Raw genomic sequence first — 14,323 nt, 5'->3', positions numbered from 1 at the left:
GTGGGACTATGAACACCATGCTTTATCCGGAACTTTATAAATCGCTCGAATCCGTTCGATGGGACATGGAGAAAGACATTCCCTGGGACAAGTTCGATGCGTCGCTGCTGACCGACGAGCAGGCCGCGACCATCAAGATGAACGCGATCACCGAATGGTCGGCATTGCCCGCCACGGAGATGTTTCTCCGCGACAACCATCACGACAGCGATTTTTCCGCGTTCATGAGTGTGTGGTTCTTCGAAGAGCAGAAGCATTCGCTGGTGCTGATGGAATACCTGCGGCGCTTCAAGCCCGAAATGTGCCCCACTGAAGAAGAACTGCACGCCGTGCGCTTCGAATTCGACCCGGCGCCGCCGCTCGAAACGCTGATGCTGCATTTCTGCGGTGAGATCCGCCTGAATCACTGGTATCGCCGTGCTGCCGAGTGGCACACCGAGCCGGTCATCAAGCACATCTACGAAACCATCTCGCGCGACGAAGCGCGGCATGGCGGCGCCTATCTGCGCTACATGAAGAAAGCAATGGTGCAAACGGGCGACATCGCGCGCGCGGCATTTGCAAAGATCGGCGTGCTGATGGCGTCGGCGCGCCGTACCGAAAAGCCGCTGCATCCGACCAATCTGCACGTGAATCAGGCGCTCTTTCCGCGCGACACAATCCAGTCGCGTCTGCCCGATCCCGAATGGCTCGAGCGTTGGCTCGACGAGCAAATCCGCTTCGACGACGGTTGGGAAAAGAAGGTGGTCGAGCGCATTCTGCACAACCTGTCGCTGCTGTTCGAGCGCACGTTCACCACGGCGCAGGAACTGAACCGCTATCGCAAGGAAGTGGTGGCGCGGCTGCAGGCCGAGCAGAATTCAGCCGGGCAGCCGGCTTGATGGTCGAAGTCTCGTAAATTGCGATTGGCGGCTGCGGGTATGTTGCAAAAGCCCGCGCCGCCATTCGTTGGATGCTTTGAAACGGCCCGGCAAGTGCAAGCTTGACGGGCCTTTCTGTTGATACAGCTTGCGCAGTCTTGTGACTGCGCTTCCCCGGTTTCTTCCAGGTTCCTCATGGCCGCCATTTTCGAACGCAAGATTCTCACGCGCGACGCACTCGTCGCTCTGCGCCCTTCGCTGAAGGCGCCCGTGGTGTTCACGAACGGTGTATTCGACATTCTGCATCGCGGACACGTGACCTATCTCGCCGATGCTAAAGCCGAAGGCGCCTGTCTCATCGTCGGCGTGAATAGCGACGCTTCGGTGCGCATGCTAGGCAAGGGCGACGACCGGCCGATCAACAACGAAGCCGACCGCATGGCGTTGCTCGCGGCGCTGGAAAGCGTCGATTATGTGGTTTGCTTCGGCGAGAAAACCCCGGTGGATCTCATTTCGGCGCTGCGCCCGGACGTGCTTGTCAAGGGCGGCGACTACGATATGGATGCACTGCCGGAGTCGGCCATCGTGCGCGGCTGGGGTGGCAAGGCGGTGGCGATTCCGTTCGAGCATGACCGCTCGACTACCGCGCTGCTCAGGAAGGTTCGCACGCACGGTTGAGTGCCGGGCGTACGGGCGAGCGCGGCTTTATTGCGGCAAGGCTGACGCCGCAATCGGCACGGCCGGTGCCGGCGCGCCGACCACCGCCTGATCGCCTGCCTCGGCGGCGGTGATAGGGCGCACCTTGAGCCAGTCGGCATGGACTTCGCGGCTCAGGTGATTCGGCTCACGTCCGCTCGCCGTGGGCGTCGGACCGAACACGCCGCGTACCGCGACGAATGCCAGAAGGTTGGCCAGAAACAAGATGGCAATCAGCCAGCGCAGCATTGTTTTGTTTTCCCATCCATAAGTTGATCCGTCGCTATCGTTCGATCGCGTGCTTGGTCTGGCGCCGACACGATATCCGGCCGTGGCCGGTGCCGCGAGATGCAGCGGCGCCTCAGGCGCCTTGATTCGCTGCCTGCTCCTGCTCCGAGGCGATCAGCGCGAGCCCGGACAAGACCAGTGAATCGTGGCGAGTATGGGGCACTTTCAGCGCGCCCGCCACTTCGTCCGCCGCGCCGCCGCTGACCACGAGCCGCACCGGCACCTGCCATTCATCCTGCAGGTCGCGCCATGTCCGCTCGACGAAGCCCGCTTGCGCAAGCGTGCAGCCCGCGGATAACGAACGCCGGGTATCGGTCGCGAAGAAGGGGCCGCGGGGCGGGGGGTCTGGTCTGTCGTCCGTGCCAGGCGCGCGGCGCATGCCAAGCGGGCCGACAGTAGCGCCAGCGCGTTGCGTGCCGTCAGTCCCACCGGATGCGTCCTTGCCGCCAGTCTCACTCATGGCCGCAGCGCGACCACTGCCACCACTGCGGCTAGCGCCACCAAGGCCAGCATGACCACCGCTTCCACTCCTGCCAAGAAGTCCACGTGCAGCATTGGCGTCGAGCGTGGGCAATTGCGCGGTGTGCTCGCCGAGCGAACGCATCATCAGGCTCCAGCCCGGCGCAATGAGTCCGCCGACAAAGCAGCCGTCCGCGCGCAATGCCTCGAGCGTGGTCGCGGTGCCGAACGTCGCGATCAGCAGGTGCTCGCCGGGAAACGCTGCGTGTGCGCCAATCATGCCGGCCCAGCGGTCGCTGCCGAGCGCATGCGGTGTCGTGTAGCTGTTGGTGACGCCGCATTGCCGCTCGCGCGCGCGGATCGTGGTCAGCGGCAAACCGGGCCACTGTGCGTGGACAAGGGCCGCGATTCGCGCAGCCGCCGCGTCGCCGGCAACATTGGATAACCACGCGCTGCAAGGCGCAGGCAAACTCGCCCACTGAGCGGTTGTCTCAGCGGCCCACTCACCGGAATCGCTTTCGCCATGCGAGAGCGCCCCGGCCGCGAGCTGTGCGCCGTCCGCCGTCACCATCGCCCATTTGACGCGGCTATTGCCCGCGTCGATCAGAAGACGAGGCGCGCCGCTCGTCATGCAGCACCATTGGCGAGACGCAGAGAGACGTCGCCGGTCGCAACGCTTTGCCGGCCGGCGGCGGTATCGAGCAGCAACTGGCCGCGCTCGTCGACGCCCGCAGCCACCCCGCGCGTAACTTCCTCACCTTGTTCGAGCAGCACCACCTCGCGGCCCGCATAGGCATGCATCGCGTTCCAGCGCGCCTGGAACGGCGCGAAGCCCTCCGCGCCGAAACGCTGCAAGGCCGGCTCGAGCGCGTTGAGTTCGGCGGCGAGGGTATCCGTGAGATTGGCGTTCGGCAACGCGCGCTGCAGCGCGGTCGGCGCCGTGCCGCGCGCCTGCGGCGGCGCGTCGGCGGCAAGCGCGCCGATTTTCGCGGCAAGCTCGTCGGCGCCCTTCACATTGGTGCCGATGCCGATCACCACAGCGCTCGCGTGCTCCGTGCTCCACGCGGTTTCGATCAGAATGCCGGCGAGCTTGTCGCCTTCGAGCAGCACGTCGTTCGGCCACTTCAGCGCGATCTGGCCGGGGCCGGCGACAGGCAGCGAGCGCAGTCCATCGACGAGCGCGACGCCCACCGCGAGGCTCAGGCCCGCGAGCCCTTCGAGCGGACGCGGCAGCACGCAGGCCACCGAAAAGAGCAGGGCATTGCCCGGCTCCGCATACCACGGACGGCCACGCCGGCCACGCCCGGCAGTTTGCAGGTAAGCCACCCGCACGATAGGCCGGGGCAGCGCGCCGGCGCGGCGCGGCAGCGCTTTCACGCGGGCCATGAGGTCGGCATTGGTCGAGCCGGTTTCCTCGACGATTTCAATCGGCCAGTCATGCGCGTGCGCGCCGAAAAGCGTGACGGCGCGTTCACGGTCAATGCGCCAGTCGGCCGCATGTGCGGCAGCGGTCGCAGCTTGGGGCGGAGTGCGGGAAGCGTTCATGCTCCGTATTGTAGCGACAGCCAACCGCGCGAGTCCGCCTGCACGGTCGATTAGCTGCGCCTTCGTTACAATGGCCGCTAATCCGATAACCAGATTGCAACGATCCTTGAACTACGACACTCCGCCCGGCCTCGAAGTCGCGGCCGGCAGCCAAGGCAAGATCGTCCGGCTCTCGGGCCAGTGGACGGCGCTCGCGCTCGCGCGCGACCGCGCAACCGGGCACGTGATCCCGCAATTGCGCTCGCTCGAAGGCGCCGAAGGCATCGGCCAATGGGACCTGTCGCGTATCGACCGGATGGACCATGTCGGGGGCCAGGCGCTGTGGCGCGTGTGGGGCCACAGAATGCCGCCCGACACCGAGCTCACCGCCACGCAGCGCGACATTTTCGAGCGCATCGCGCTGCTCGACACGGTGCGCGAAACCGCTGAACCGGTCGTCAGATTCGATCCGTTCACGCGGCTCGGGCTCGGCATCTTTTCGTTTTTCGAGCATCTGTATGGCGGCGTGGCGATGCTCGGGCGCGTCGTGCTCGACCTGCTCGCGATCGCGCGCAAACCGGCCATCACGCCGTGGACCGAAATCTCGGCCAACATCTACAACGCCGGCACGAGAGCGCTGCCGATCACCGCGCTCGTCGCGTTCCTGATCGGCATCGTGCTCAGCTATCTGTCCGCGCAGCAATTGCGGCTCTTCGGCGCGAATCAGTACATCGTGAATATCCTCGGGCTCTCGGTGATCCGCGAACTCGGGCCGGTGCTCTCGGCGATTCTCGTGGCGGGCCGCTCGGGCTCGGCAATCACCGCGCAGATCGGCGTGATGCGCGTGACCGAAGAACTCGACGCCATGCGCGTGATGGGCATCCCGCACGGCCTGCGGCTCATTCTGCCGCGCGTGGTCGCGCTCGGCGTGGCCATGCCGCTGCTCGTCATGTGGACCAACATCATTGCGTTGACGGGCGGCGCGGTCGCCGCGAAGATCGTGCTTGGCATCGACATGAGCTACTTCGCGCGCGCGCTGCCGGGTGTGGTGCCTGTCGCGAATCTGTGGATCGGGCTCGGCAAGGGCGTCGCCTTCGGCATGCTGATCGCGATTGTCGGCTGCCACTTCGGCTTTCGCATCAAGGCCAATTCGGAGAGCCTCGGCGAAGGCACGACGACCTCGGTCGTGACGTCGATTACTATCGTGATTCTCGCGGACGCGGTGTTTGCAATCCTGTTCCAGAAGGTGGGGCTCGGATGATCGCGCCGCTCACACAGGCCGTGCGCGGCCAGCCGATGCCTTCTATCGCCGAACCGGTGATCGAGGTGATCGACGTCACCAAGCGCTATGGTCGCCACATCGTGCATCAGCACCTGAATCTCGACGTGCGGCGCGGCGAAATCGTGTCGATTGTCGGCGGTTCGGGCTCCGGCAAAACCACGCTCGTGCGGCAGATTCTCGGGCTCGAGCGGCCTTCGTCGGGAACCATCAAGCTGTTCGGCGAGGACCTCGCGACCATCTCGCCGGAAACCGCGCTGCTCATGCGCAGCCGCTCGGGCATGCTGTTTCAGCGCGGGGCGCTGTTCTCGTCGCTGTCGGTGTTCGACAACGTCGCGCAGCCGGTGCGCGAGCTCGGCAAGGTGCCGGAGGATCTGCTGCGCGACATCGTCATGCTGAAGCTGGAGATGGTCGGCCTGCCGTGCAAGCACGCGTCGAAAATGCCGTCGGCGCTGTCGGGCGGCATGATCAAGCGCGTCGGCATTGCGCGCGCTATCGCGCTCGAACCCGAACTGCTGTTTCTCGACGAACCGACCGCCGGCCTCGATCCTCAGGCGTCCGACGAGTTCGTCGAGCTGATCTCGGCACTGCATCGCGCGCTCGGCCTGACAGTCGTGATGGTCACGCACGATCTCGACACGATGGTGGCGCTGTCCACGCGCGTGGCGGTGCTGGCGGATCGCAAGGTGCTGGTCGCCGCACCGGTGGAAGAGGCCGCGGGCGTCGATCACCCTTTTATCCGCGAATATTTTCTCGGCTTGCGCGGGCGGCGCGCGCTGCAGGCGCTGCCGCCCGAACGGCGCGCGAAACTGCCGCACGCGGCGCTCGAGCCAGCGTCGTCGGCATTGTCGCTGTAGATCTGGGCCGTCAATCAGGGAACCCGGTAATGGAAAACAAATCACATGCGTTCTGGGCAGGGCTCTTCACGGTCGTCCTGCTCGCGGCGATTGCCACGGCGGCATTTTTGTTCAATGTCGACCGCGCGGTGCGCGTGCCGTACGATCTGATTGCGCGCACCAACGTAACCGGCCTTTTTAGCGACGCCGCGGTGCGCTATCGCGGGCTCGACGTCGGCAAGGTGCAGTCCATCAAGTTCGACCGCGACCATCCGGGCCAGATCGTGATCCGCATTCTGGTCGATACGCACGCGCCGATCACGCATTCCACGTACGGCAGCCTCGGCTTCCAGGGCGTGACGGGCATTGCCTTCATCCAGCTCGACGATACGGGGCACGATCCGTCGCCGCTGCCTTCGTCGGCGAAGCAGGTCGCGCAGTTGCCGATGCGCCCGGGCCTGCTCGATCAGTTGCAGCAACGCGGCGACGTGCTGCTGAAGAAACTCGAAAGGGTTACGGACGACGTCGACAATCTGCTGTCGAAGGAAATGGTCGATCAGCTGCACGGCACGGCGGCCAGCATCCAGAAGGCCGCTGACGGCGTGGCCACGCTCACGCAGCAGATGGCGCCCGCGGCCGGCAAGCTGCCCGCCACCATCGACAAGCTGGACAGCACGCTCGCCTCGACCAACCAGTTGATCACGAGCCTGAACCGCCCGGACGGGCCGTTCGAGAGCAACCTGAACAAGGTCGGCACGGCCGCGCAACAGGCGGGCGACGCGCTTACCGCGATGAACGGCTCGTTGCAGGAGCTGTCGGCGCGAGTCGGTTACGACACGTTGCCGCGCGTCAATTCGCTTGCCGAAGACGTGCGCTCGGCCGCGCGCTCGGTGGACCGCGCCGCCGATACGTTCAGCACCAGCCCGCGCAGCGTGCTGTTCGGCGCGCCGGCTGCGGCGCCGGGGCCGGGCGAGGCTGGTTTCACGTGGCCCGCGCCACACGCCGCAAAATGAATCCGAAAGATTGAAGAAAGGAAGATTGTCATGTCACGCTCCATTCGCCGGTCGTTGTCCTCGCGCATCACGCGCGCGGGCGCGGCGTGCGCGGCGCTCGCCGCCGTCGGCCTGCTGGTTGCCGGCTGCACGAGCACGCCGGCCGCCCTGTCGGACATCCGTTATGACTTCGGCCCACCGAAGCCGGCAACCCCGGCGGGAATGCAGCCGACCGTGAAGGTGCTGGACGTGAGCGCGCCCGAAGCGCTGCAGTCCGACAAGCTCGTCTACCGGCTCGGCTATGCGGACTCGCAGCAGGTCGCCGCGTACGCGAACAGCCATTGGACGATGCCGCCCTCGGTGCTGCTCACGCAGCGTCTGCGCGGCGCGCTGAGTTCGCGCGGCACCGTGCTGACGGGTGCAGACGGCGTGGCCGCGCCCGTGCTGAAAATCGATCTGAGCGTGTTCGAGCAGGTTTTCGACAGCCAGTCGCAAAGCCATGCGGCGGTGACCGCGCGCGCCACGCTGATGCAAAACGGCAAGCTGATCGGCCAGCGCACTTTCATCTCGCGTGCGCCGTCCCGTTCCGCCGACGCAGCCGGCGGCGCCCAGGCCCTTGCTGCGGCGAGCGACGACCTCGTCGCGCAAATCGGCGCCTGGCTCGGCGTGCAGGCGCTGGTCGCCGCGCAATGACGGGCGCGCAGCGCACGCAACGGAGCGCTGCATGAGCGAACGATCGTGGCTGCGCCGTCCTTCGGTGCTCTCGCGCCAGGCGCTGCTGTTGTACACCGCGCTGATCGTCTACGGATCGTGGTATCCGTTCATGGGCTGGCGCTCGCTCGGCCTCGGGCCCCTCGCGTTTCTTTCCGATCCGATGCCGCAGTACCTGACGGCGTTCGACGTCGTCACCAACGTGCTCGGCTACATGCCGTTTGGCGCGCTCATGGTGCTCGCGCTCTACCCTCGCTGGCGCGGGCCGCTCGCGGTTGCGCTGGCGTTCGTGCTGGGCGGGCTGCTGTCGGGCGTGATGGAAGCCGTGCAAACCTATTTGCCGACGCGCGTCGCCTCGAACCTCGATCTCGCGGCCAATGCGCTCGGCGCGCTGCTCGGCGCGGCGATCATGTCGCCTGCCACGGGCGCGCTGCTCGACCGCGGCTTGTTGCGGCGCTTGCGGCTCATGTGGTTCGAGCGCGACAGCGCGGCGCTGGCGTGTCTCGTGGCGGCCTGGCCGTTTGCGACGATGTATCCGTCGCCGCGCCTGCTCGGACTCGGCAACTGGCCGCGCGCGCTGTGGGCGCGTTTCGACTCCACGACACAGGACGCGCTGTTCGCATGGGCGCCGGCGGCCTGGCACGTCAGCGCATGGCCGGCCTGGGTCGCCGCGTGGTTGCCGGACGACGCGTGGGAAGCGCTCATCACGACGCTCAATCTGTTCGCCGCGCTTGCGCTCGCTTCCTTGTCGGTGCGCCGCCATGCGCCGCGCGTGCGGCTGTTGCTGCTGTTCAGCGTCGCGACGCTGGGCGTGAAGGCGGGCGCGACATTCCTGCAATCGCAATCGGGCCTTGCTTTCGACTGGGCGACGCCGGGCGGTCTGGCGGGCCTCGGCTGCGGCGCGTTGCTCGGGCTCGCCGCGCTGCGTCTGCGGCGCAGCGCGCGGGCGGCGCTCGCGGCCGCTGCGCTGGTCGTGACGCTGGTGTTCGTGAACCTGCTGCCGGTGAATCCTTATTTCGACGTGGTGCTGGCCGACTGGCGGCAAGGGCGGTATCTGCACTTCAACGGACTCGCGCGCTGGCTCGCGTGGGTGTGGCCGTATGCGGCGCTCGTGTGGCTCGCGTTTGTCGTCGAGCGGGTGTGGCTCGGTCGGCGCACGCGGCGCGCGTGAGCCGGCGAGCCACAGCGCCATCGCTCACGCCCGCATCCGCAAAAAAACACCGCGCTGCTGCGCCAAACCGCGTTCTGCTGCACTATTGCCCTTCTGACAGCCTTCCCCTTAGATCATGGACTCGTTCTACAAATATCACGTCTTCTTTTGCCTGAATCAGCGAGAACCTGGCGCGGAGCGCCCGAGCTGCGCGAACTGCAACGCACAGGCCATGCAGGAGCACGCGAAAAAGCGCGTGAAGAAACTCGGCCTGGCGGGCCCCGGCCAGGTGCGCATCAACAAGGCGGGTTGTCTCGACCGCTGCGAGCTTGGCCCGACGCTGGTGGTCTATCCGGAAGGCGTCTGGTACACGTATGTGGATGAAAGCGATATCGACGAAATCGTCGACTCGCATCTCGCGAACGGCAAGATTGTCGAGCGTCTGAAAATCGATCAATAAGCGCCACCATGAATGTACATACGAAGAAGTACCTGATCGACGGCCCGGTCGGCAAGATCGAGGTCGCGCTCGACCTGCCGGACGAGGCGCGCGAAAACGGCGCCGCGCCGCGCGGCATTGCGCTCGTGGCGCACCCGCATCCGCTCTTTGGCGGCACGATGGACAACAAGGTCGCCCAGACACTCGCGCGCACGCTCGTGCAGTTGAACTACATAACGTATCGCTCGAACTTTCGCGGCGTAGGGCAAACGCAAGGCGAGCACGATGCGGGCATCGGCGAGCGCGACGATTTGCGCGCGGTGCTCGACCACATGCGCGCACAGCCGGAGCAGGGCGATCTGCCGCTCGTGCTGGCGGGCTTTTCGTTCGGCACTTTCGTGTTGTCGCACGTGGCCGCGAAGCTGCGCGAGGAAGGCCAGCAGATCGAGCGCATGGTGTTCGTCGGCACCGCCGCGAGCCGCTGGGAAGTCGCGCCGGTGCCGGAAAACACGCTGGTGATTCACGGCGAGACGGACGACACGGTTCCCATTCAATCCGTTTACGACTGGGCGCGGCCGCAGGAATTGCCTGTCGTGGTGATTCCGGGTGCCGAGCATTTCCTGCATCGCAAGCTGCACATCCTGAAGCGGATCATCGTCGACGCGTGGCGCTGATCGAATGGGCCGCATCTCGATTTGCGGGGTACAGGTAGGCAAAAACTCACCATTAATTGCCCGCCGTTACGCGAAGTTGGGAGAGTAGCGCGCGTATAATGGGCGCTCTTTTTTGGGCGCAGCACGGCCATGCCGGCAGTTCGCGCGACGCGTAGGCTCTTTCCACGCGCGCAGCGGTGCCGGTTGCAGGCGTGCTGCGTGAACCGATCGCGTGGCCGGAAGTCCAACGGGCGCCCGAGCCGTTACGCCTCATATCGTGGCGGCCAGACGTTCGCCGACCGGCTCTCCCAACTCTGCGCTCTCGCGCGTTGTATTTTTCTGCACGAATCGACCCTATGCGTTTTTCCACCTCCGGCCGCCTGTCTTTTCCTTCTGTTGCATCTCTCGTTGCCTCCACGGTAAGCCGCGCATTGACGCTCGGCGTTGTGCTGCCCGCCACGCTCGTGGCCAGCACCGCGTTCGCGCAAGTGCCGCCGCCGGCGGTGAATGCGCGTTCGTGGGTGCTGGTCGACGCGACCAGCAATCAGGTTCTCGCATCGGGCAACCCGGACGAGCGCGTAGAACCGGCATCGCTCACGAAGCTGATGACCGCGTATCTCGTCTTCGAAGCGCTCCAGACGAAGAAAATCACGATGGACCAGACGGTGACGCCGGGCGAAGCGGTGCGCCGCGTGCGTACCGACGAATCGCGCATGTTCATCGAGGCGAACAAGCCCGTCACCGTGCACGATCTGGTGTACGGCATGATTGTCCAGTCGGGCAACGACGCCGCCATTGCGCTCGCCGAACTGGTGGGCGGCAGCGAGGCACAGTTCGTCAACATGATGAACACGGAGGCCCAGCGCCTCGGCATGACGCATACGCATTTCGCCGACGTGAACGGCATGCCCGATCCGCAGCACTACACGACCGCGGGCGACCTGGCCGTGCTGTCGGCGCGCCTGATTCGCGACTTCCCTGACTACTACAACATCTTCTCGGTCAAGGAATTCACGTACAACAAGATCAAGCAGCCGAACCGCAACCGTCTGTTGTGGATCGACCCGACGGTGGACGGCCTGAAGACCGGCCACACGCAAGCCGCCGGCTACTGCCTGATCGCCAGCGCAAAGCGTTCTCTGCCGGGCACGCCCGAGGCGTCGCGCCGCCTCGTCTCCGTGATGATGGGTGAGACGAAGGAGCACGACCGCGTGCAGGACAGCCTGAAAATGCTGAACTACGGCTACTCCGCATACGACACGGTGCGCCTGTACAAGGCGAGCCAGGTGGTCGGCACGCCGCGCGTCTATAAGGGCTCGCAGGACACCGTGCAGATCGGCGTGAAGAGCGATCAGTACATTACCGTGCCCAAGGGCATGGCCGACAAGGTGAAGCCGCAGATCGAGCAGATCGATCCGCTCATCGCGCCAATCGCCAACGGCCAGCAGGTTGGCACGGCGAAGCTCGTGGCCGACGGCAAGGTGCTCGCGCAGTTCCCGGTGGTCGCCTTGCAGGCGGTGCCGCAAGCCGGCATTGTCGGCCGCGTGTGGGATTCGCTGATGCTCATGTTCAACAAGAAAAAGTAAGCACCCGACTGCGATGACCGCTCTTTCCGATGTTTCGCTTGAACCCATCGTTTATCTGAACGGCGAAGTGGTGCCGTTGTCCGAGGCGCGCGTGCCGGTGCTCGACCGCGGCTTTATTTTCGGCGACGGCATTTACGAAGTCGCGCCGCTGTACGCGCATGCGGGCGGCCGCACGGCTTTCCGCTTTGAACAGCACCTCGCGCGCCTCGCGCGGTCGCTCGACAAGATCGGCATTGCCAATCCGCTCGACAATGCCGGCTGGCGCGCGCTGATCGAGCGCGTATGCGCGGCGAACGAGGCCGAGGCCGGCCTAGCCGCCGACCAGGACGCGATCGCTTACATTCAGATCACGCGCGGCGTTGCAAAACGCGCTCACGCGTTTCCTGCAGGCGTCCAGCCTACGGTATTCGTCATGGTCACGCCGCTTACTCTGCCGAACGCCGCGCAGCGCGCGCAGGGCGTGCGGTGTATGAGCGCGGAAGATCGCCGCTGGCTTCACTGCGACATCAAGTCGGTCTCGCTGCTCGGCAATGTGCTGATGGCGCAATACGCGGCTGAAAACGACGCCTTCGAGACTATCCAGTTCCGCGATGGCTGGTTGACCGAAGGGTCGTCGTCGAATGTATGGGTGGCGAAGGACGGCGTGCTGGCCGCGCCGCCGCGCAGCCACAAGATTCTGGAAGGCATTCGCTACGGACTGATCGAGGAGCTCGCGGCCGAATGCGGCATTCGCTTCGAAGTGCGTGAAATTGCCGAGGCCGAGGTGCGTGCGGCGGACGAAATCGTGATCAGCTCGGCCACCAAGGAAGTGCTGCCCGTTACCCGGCTCGACGACGAGCCGGTCGGTGACGGCAAGCCGGGCGCGGTGTTTGCGGCGCTGTATGCGGCGTATCAGCGAGCCAAGGCAAGAGAAGCGCAGGCGGCAAACGAAGCGTGAGAGGCGCGGCAAGGAGCAACAAATGAATCCGGCAGAGGAATCACTCATTGAGTACCCCTGCGATTTTCCCATCAAGATCATGGGTAAATCGCACCCCGAGTTTGCCGAGACGATCGTCACGGTGGTCCGGCAATTCGACAGCGAGGTCGACGCCTCGCGTGTCGAAACGCGTCCGTCCAGCGGCGGCAATTACACCGGTCTGACCGTGACGGTGCGCGCCACTAGCCGTGCGCAGCTCGATGATATTTACCGCGCGCTCACCGGGCATCCGATGGTCAAGGTCGTGCTGTAGCGCGTCAAGTCGGTCAGGTTACGGCGCGGCGCGCAACGCGTCCGCCGTCTTGTCGGTGCTGGCCGGGCCAGCCGCGTTCACCTCGGCGGGCGAGCCCGGCGAACCGGCCGCCGGCCCCACTTCGCAGGCCTGCTCGAAAAGCTGCTTGAACCGTCCCACCTCGGCAAACACCCAGTCGCGGAATGCCTTCACTTTGGCGGTTTCCAGCATGTGCGGCGGGCAGATGAAGTAGTACTGCCACGGGCTCGGTCCATCCACGTTGAAAAGCCGTACTAGCCGCCCCGCTGCGATCTCGTGCATGGCGAGCGAGCGGCGCGTGAGCGCGATTCCCTGCCCGTCGATTGCCGCCTGCAGCAGATTCGACGAATCCTGATACAGCACGCCGCGCTTGGGCTCCTTCCAGTCGGTGAGCCCGGCCGCGTCGAACCACGGGCGCCACAGTTCGTCGTCCGAGCGCAGTAGCGGCAACTGGGCGAGCTCGGCCGGCGTGGCTGGCAGCTTGCCGCCGTTGAATTTCGGCGCGCACGCTGGGAAGAAGATTTCCTCCAGCAGCAGTTCGGAGTGCAGCCCTGCGTATTTCCCATAGCCGAAGCGGATCGCCACGTCCACGTCGTCACGCGCGAAATCCGTCAGCGCGTTGGTGGACAGCAATTCAAGGTCCCATTGCGGATGCGCCTCGATAAAGCTGCCGATGCGCGGCGTGACCCAACGCGCCGCAAACGACGACAGCATGGACACCACGAGCCGCCGCTCCCGGTCGCCCGCGCGCAATTCGCGCGTGGCGTCGCACAGCGCGGCGAGCGCGGCGCGCACCTGGTTCGCATAGCGCCGGCCTGTTTCGGTGAGACGCACGCGCTTGCCGTCGCGAGCGAACAGCGCGACCCCAAGCTCGGCCTCCAGCGCACGGATCTGATGACTGACCGCGCCGTGAGTGACGAAAAGCTCGTCGGCGGCGCGCGAAAAGCTCTCGTGGCGGGCGGCCGCTTCAAAGGCCTTGATCGCATTCAAGGGCGGAAGGTGGCGAAGCTCCATCGCAATTTTTCTCACATAGAGGTGAAAATTGATCGTTTTGCACGAACCCTTGCTGCGCCTACGATTGTAGCCATGAAACGACTTTTGGCGAGGGCATCATGCGAGAAGTTTCCTCTAGCATTGCGTACGAAATCCGCAGCGGCGAAACGCTGCCCCTGAAAGTGGCGCGCAGCACGAAGCTGGTCGTGCGTGGCGGCGCGGTGTGGGTGACCCGCAGCGACGACACCGAAGATTACTGGCTGCAACCGGGACAAACGATGCGGCTGCGGCGCGGCGAGCGCCTGTGGCTGAGCGCCGAAGGCACGCCCCGGGCGACGGTCGCGTTTTCAGTGCCGACCCGTTGCGACGAGCGCGCGCTGAACTGGTTTGCTCGCATGGGCGAGCGGTTCGGGGCGTGGCTGCGCGGAGGCTGGCGCACGGTGTGAAGGCCGCCGGGCGCGTGCCGGAAATGGCGGCCGCGCTCTTGCGAGCGCCGGGCGTGTTGGCGGAACTTGCGGCGTGCTCTTGCGAGCGCCGGGCGTGTTGGCGGAACTTGCGGCGTGCTCTTGCGGCGCCGGACGTGTCGCCAGAACTTCCGGCCGCGCTCCTC

The 14,323-nt window shown here is 65.5% G+C and carries 17 protein-coding genes; 13 read left to right on the top strand and 4 right to left on the bottom strand.

All coding sequences use genetic code 11. From position 1 onward, the window contains the following. Positions 1-8 precede the first annotated feature (8 nt). Together F757_RS0111890 and rfaE2 are read left to right on the top strand one after the other, a co-directional pair. Complete coding sequence (locus F757_RS0111890) at positions 9-881, top strand: ferritin (protein ID WP_027211580.1); 873 nt, start codon at positions 9-11, stop codon at positions 879-881. Positions 882-1,055: 174 nt separating this feature from the next. Continuing rightward, positions 1,056-1,538, top strand: a complete 483-nt coding sequence (rfaE2, locus tag F757_RS0111885) for a D-glycero-beta-D-manno-heptose 1-phosphate adenylyltransferase (RefSeq protein WP_027211579.1) — start codon at positions 1,056-1,058, stop codon at positions 1,536-1,538. 27 nt (positions 1,539-1,565) lie between these two features. Here the strand turns inward: rfaE2 and F757_RS0111880 are convergent, their stop codons facing one another. The 3 genes from F757_RS0111880 to F757_RS0111870 form a co-directional block, all read right to left on the bottom strand. Beyond that, entirely contained in the window at positions 1,566-1,805 is a 240-nt protein-coding gene (locus tag F757_RS0111880; RefSeq protein ID WP_027211578.1) for a hypothetical protein, read from the bottom strand. 112 nt (positions 1,806-1,917) lie between these two features. Beyond that, entirely contained in the window at positions 1,918-2,934 is a 1,017-nt protein-coding gene (locus F757_RS36540) for a type III pantothenate kinase (RefSeq protein ID WP_027211577.1), read from the bottom strand. Beyond that, positions 2,931-3,848 (bottom strand): biotin--[acetyl-CoA-carboxylase] ligase, encoded by a 918-nt coding sequence (locus F757_RS0111870; protein ID WP_027211576.1) that lies wholly within the window; start codon positions 3,846-3,848, stop codon positions 2,931-2,933. Before F757_RS0111870 ends, F757_RS36540 begins: the two co-directional genes overlap by 4 nt. 106 nt (positions 3,849-3,954) lie before the next feature. Here F757_RS0111870 and F757_RS0111865 point away from each other — a divergent pair, with 106 nt between their 5' ends. The 10 genes from F757_RS0111865 (at position 3,955) to F757_RS0111820 (ending at position 12,702) form a co-directional block, all read left to right on the top strand. Beyond that, entirely contained in the window at positions 3,955-5,088 is a 1,134-nt protein-coding gene (locus F757_RS0111865) for an MlaE family ABC transporter permease (RefSeq protein WP_027211575.1), read from the top strand. Beyond that, entirely contained in the window at positions 5,085-5,963 is an 879-nt protein-coding gene (locus F757_RS0111860) for an ABC transporter ATP-binding protein (protein ID WP_027211574.1), read from the top strand. Before F757_RS0111865 ends, F757_RS0111860 begins: the two co-directional genes overlap by 4 nt. Positions 5,964-5,992: 29 nt before the next feature. Then, positions 5,993-6,955 carry an MlaD family protein gene (locus F757_RS0111855; protein ID WP_027211573.1) on the top strand — a complete coding sequence of 321 codons (963 nt, stop codon included), beginning with the start codon at positions 5,993-5,995 and terminating at the stop codon, positions 6,953-6,955. A 30-nt stretch (positions 6,956-6,985) separates the two neighbouring features. After that, positions 6,986-7,627, top strand: coding sequence for an ABC-type transport auxiliary lipoprotein family protein (locus tag F757_RS0111850; RefSeq protein ID WP_027211572.1), 642 nt, complete (start codon positions 6,986-6,988; stop codon positions 7,625-7,627). Between the two features lie 31 nt (positions 7,628-7,658). After that, positions 7,659-8,816: a VanZ family protein gene (locus F757_RS0111845; RefSeq protein ID WP_027211571.1), complete on the top strand. Its 1,158-nt coding sequence runs from the start codon at positions 7,659-7,661 to the stop codon at positions 8,814-8,816. Between the two features lie 115 nt (positions 8,817-8,931). After that, entirely contained in the window at positions 8,932-9,255 is a 324-nt protein-coding gene (locus F757_RS0111840; RefSeq protein WP_006048118.1) for a (2Fe-2S) ferredoxin domain-containing protein, read from the top strand. 8 nt (positions 9,256-9,263) lie between these two features. Then, positions 9,264-9,908 carry an alpha/beta hydrolase gene (locus F757_RS0111835; protein WP_027211570.1) on the top strand — a complete coding sequence of 215 codons (645 nt, stop codon included), beginning with the start codon at positions 9,264-9,266 and terminating at the stop codon, positions 9,906-9,908. A 335-nt stretch (positions 9,909-10,243) separates the two neighbouring features. Beyond that, a complete protein-coding gene (locus F757_RS0111830) occupies positions 10,244-11,473 on the top strand; it encodes a D-alanyl-D-alanine carboxypeptidase family protein (RefSeq protein WP_027211569.1) in 1,230 nt (409 codons plus the stop codon). Positions 11,474-11,486: 13 nt separating this feature from the next. Then, positions 11,487-12,410: a D-amino acid aminotransferase gene (locus F757_RS0111825; protein WP_027211568.1), complete on the top strand. Its 924-nt coding sequence runs from the start codon at positions 11,487-11,489 to the stop codon at positions 12,408-12,410. Further along, positions 12,355-12,702: an HP0495 family protein gene (locus tag F757_RS0111820; protein WP_442856640.1), complete on the top strand. Its 348-nt coding sequence runs from the start codon at positions 12,355-12,357 to the stop codon at positions 12,700-12,702. The genes F757_RS0111825 and F757_RS0111820 overlap by 56 nt, the downstream gene beginning before the upstream one ends. An 18-nt stretch (positions 12,703-12,720) precedes the next feature. On the opposite strand, the gene F757_RS0111815 is transcribed toward F757_RS0111820, so the two are convergent. Next, entirely contained in the window at positions 12,721-13,734 is a 1,014-nt protein-coding gene (locus tag F757_RS0111815; protein ID WP_027211566.1) for a transcriptional regulator GcvA, read from the bottom strand. Positions 13,735-13,832: 98 nt separating this feature from the next. Here F757_RS0111815 and F757_RS0111810 point away from each other — a divergent pair, with 98 nt between their 5' ends. Further along, positions 13,833-14,159, top strand: a complete 327-nt coding sequence (locus F757_RS0111810; RefSeq protein WP_013337883.1) for a DUF2917 domain-containing protein — start codon at positions 13,833-13,835, stop codon at positions 14,157-14,159. Positions 14,160-14,323 lie beyond the last annotated feature (164 nt).

Source organism: Burkholderia sp. WSM2232, from assembly GCF_000472545.1.
Classification (GTDB): domain Bacteria; phylum Pseudomonadota; class Gammaproteobacteria; order Burkholderiales; family Burkholderiaceae; genus Paraburkholderia.
Note: the sequence above shows the minus strand (reverse complement) of the source record. Positions and strands in the feature narration are given on the sequence as shown.

What these genes read in the sequence shown, in the direction of transcription:
- rfaE2 (WP_027211579.1), top strand. Translation starts at nt 1,056, where the DNA reads ATGGCCGCCATTTTCGAACGCAAGATTCTCACGCGCGACGCACTCGTC.
- F757_RS0111845 (WP_027211571.1), top strand. Translation starts at nt 7,659, where the DNA reads ATGAGCGAACGATCGTGGCTGCGCCGTCCTTCGGTGCTCTCGCGCCAG.
- F757_RS0111880 (WP_027211578.1), bottom strand. Translation starts at nt 1,805, where the DNA reads ATGCTGCGCTGGCTGATTGCCATCTTGTTTCTGGCCAACCTTCTGGCA.
- F757_RS0111825 (WP_027211568.1), top strand. Translation starts at nt 11,487, where the DNA reads ATGACCGCTCTTTCCGATGTTTCGCTTGAACCCATCGTTTATCTGAAC.
- F757_RS0111810 (WP_013337883.1), top strand. Translation starts at nt 13,833, where the DNA reads ATGCGAGAAGTTTCCTCTAGCATTGCGTACGAAATCCGCAGCGGCGAA.
- F757_RS0111840 (WP_006048118.1), top strand. Translation starts at nt 8,932, where the DNA reads ATGGACTCGTTCTACAAATATCACGTCTTCTTTTGCCTGAATCAGCGA.
- F757_RS0111835 (WP_027211570.1), top strand. Translation starts at nt 9,264, where the DNA reads ATGAATGTACATACGAAGAAGTACCTGATCGACGGCCCGGTCGGCAAG.
- F757_RS0111890 (WP_027211580.1), top strand. Translation starts at nt 9, where the DNA reads ATGAACACCATGCTTTATCCGGAACTTTATAAATCGCTCGAATCCGTT.
- F757_RS0111820 (WP_442856640.1), top strand. Translation starts at nt 12,355, where the DNA reads ATGCGGCGTATCAGCGAGCCAAGGCAAGAGAAGCGCAGGCGGCAAACG.
- F757_RS0111870 (WP_027211576.1), bottom strand. Translation starts at nt 3,848, where the DNA reads ATGAACGCTTCCCGCACTCCGCCCCAAGCTGCGACCGCTGCCGCACAT.
- F757_RS0111850 (WP_027211572.1), top strand. Translation starts at nt 6,986, where the DNA reads ATGTCACGCTCCATTCGCCGGTCGTTGTCCTCGCGCATCACGCGCGCG.
- F757_RS0111860 (WP_027211574.1), top strand. Translation starts at nt 5,085, where the DNA reads ATGATCGCGCCGCTCACACAGGCCGTGCGCGGCCAGCCGATGCCTTCT.
- F757_RS0111830 (WP_027211569.1), top strand. Translation starts at nt 10,244, where the DNA reads ATGCGTTTTTCCACCTCCGGCCGCCTGTCTTTTCCTTCTGTTGCATCT.
- F757_RS0111815 (WP_027211566.1), bottom strand. Translation starts at nt 13,734, where the DNA reads ATGGAGCTTCGCCACCTTCCGCCCTTGAATGCGATCAAGGCCTTTGAA.
- F757_RS0111855 (WP_027211573.1), top strand. Translation starts at nt 5,993, where the DNA reads ATGGAAAACAAATCACATGCGTTCTGGGCAGGGCTCTTCACGGTCGTC.
- F757_RS36540 (WP_027211577.1), bottom strand. Translation starts at nt 2,934, where the DNA reads ATGACGAGCGGCGCGCCTCGTCTTCTGATCGACGCGGGCAATAGCCGC.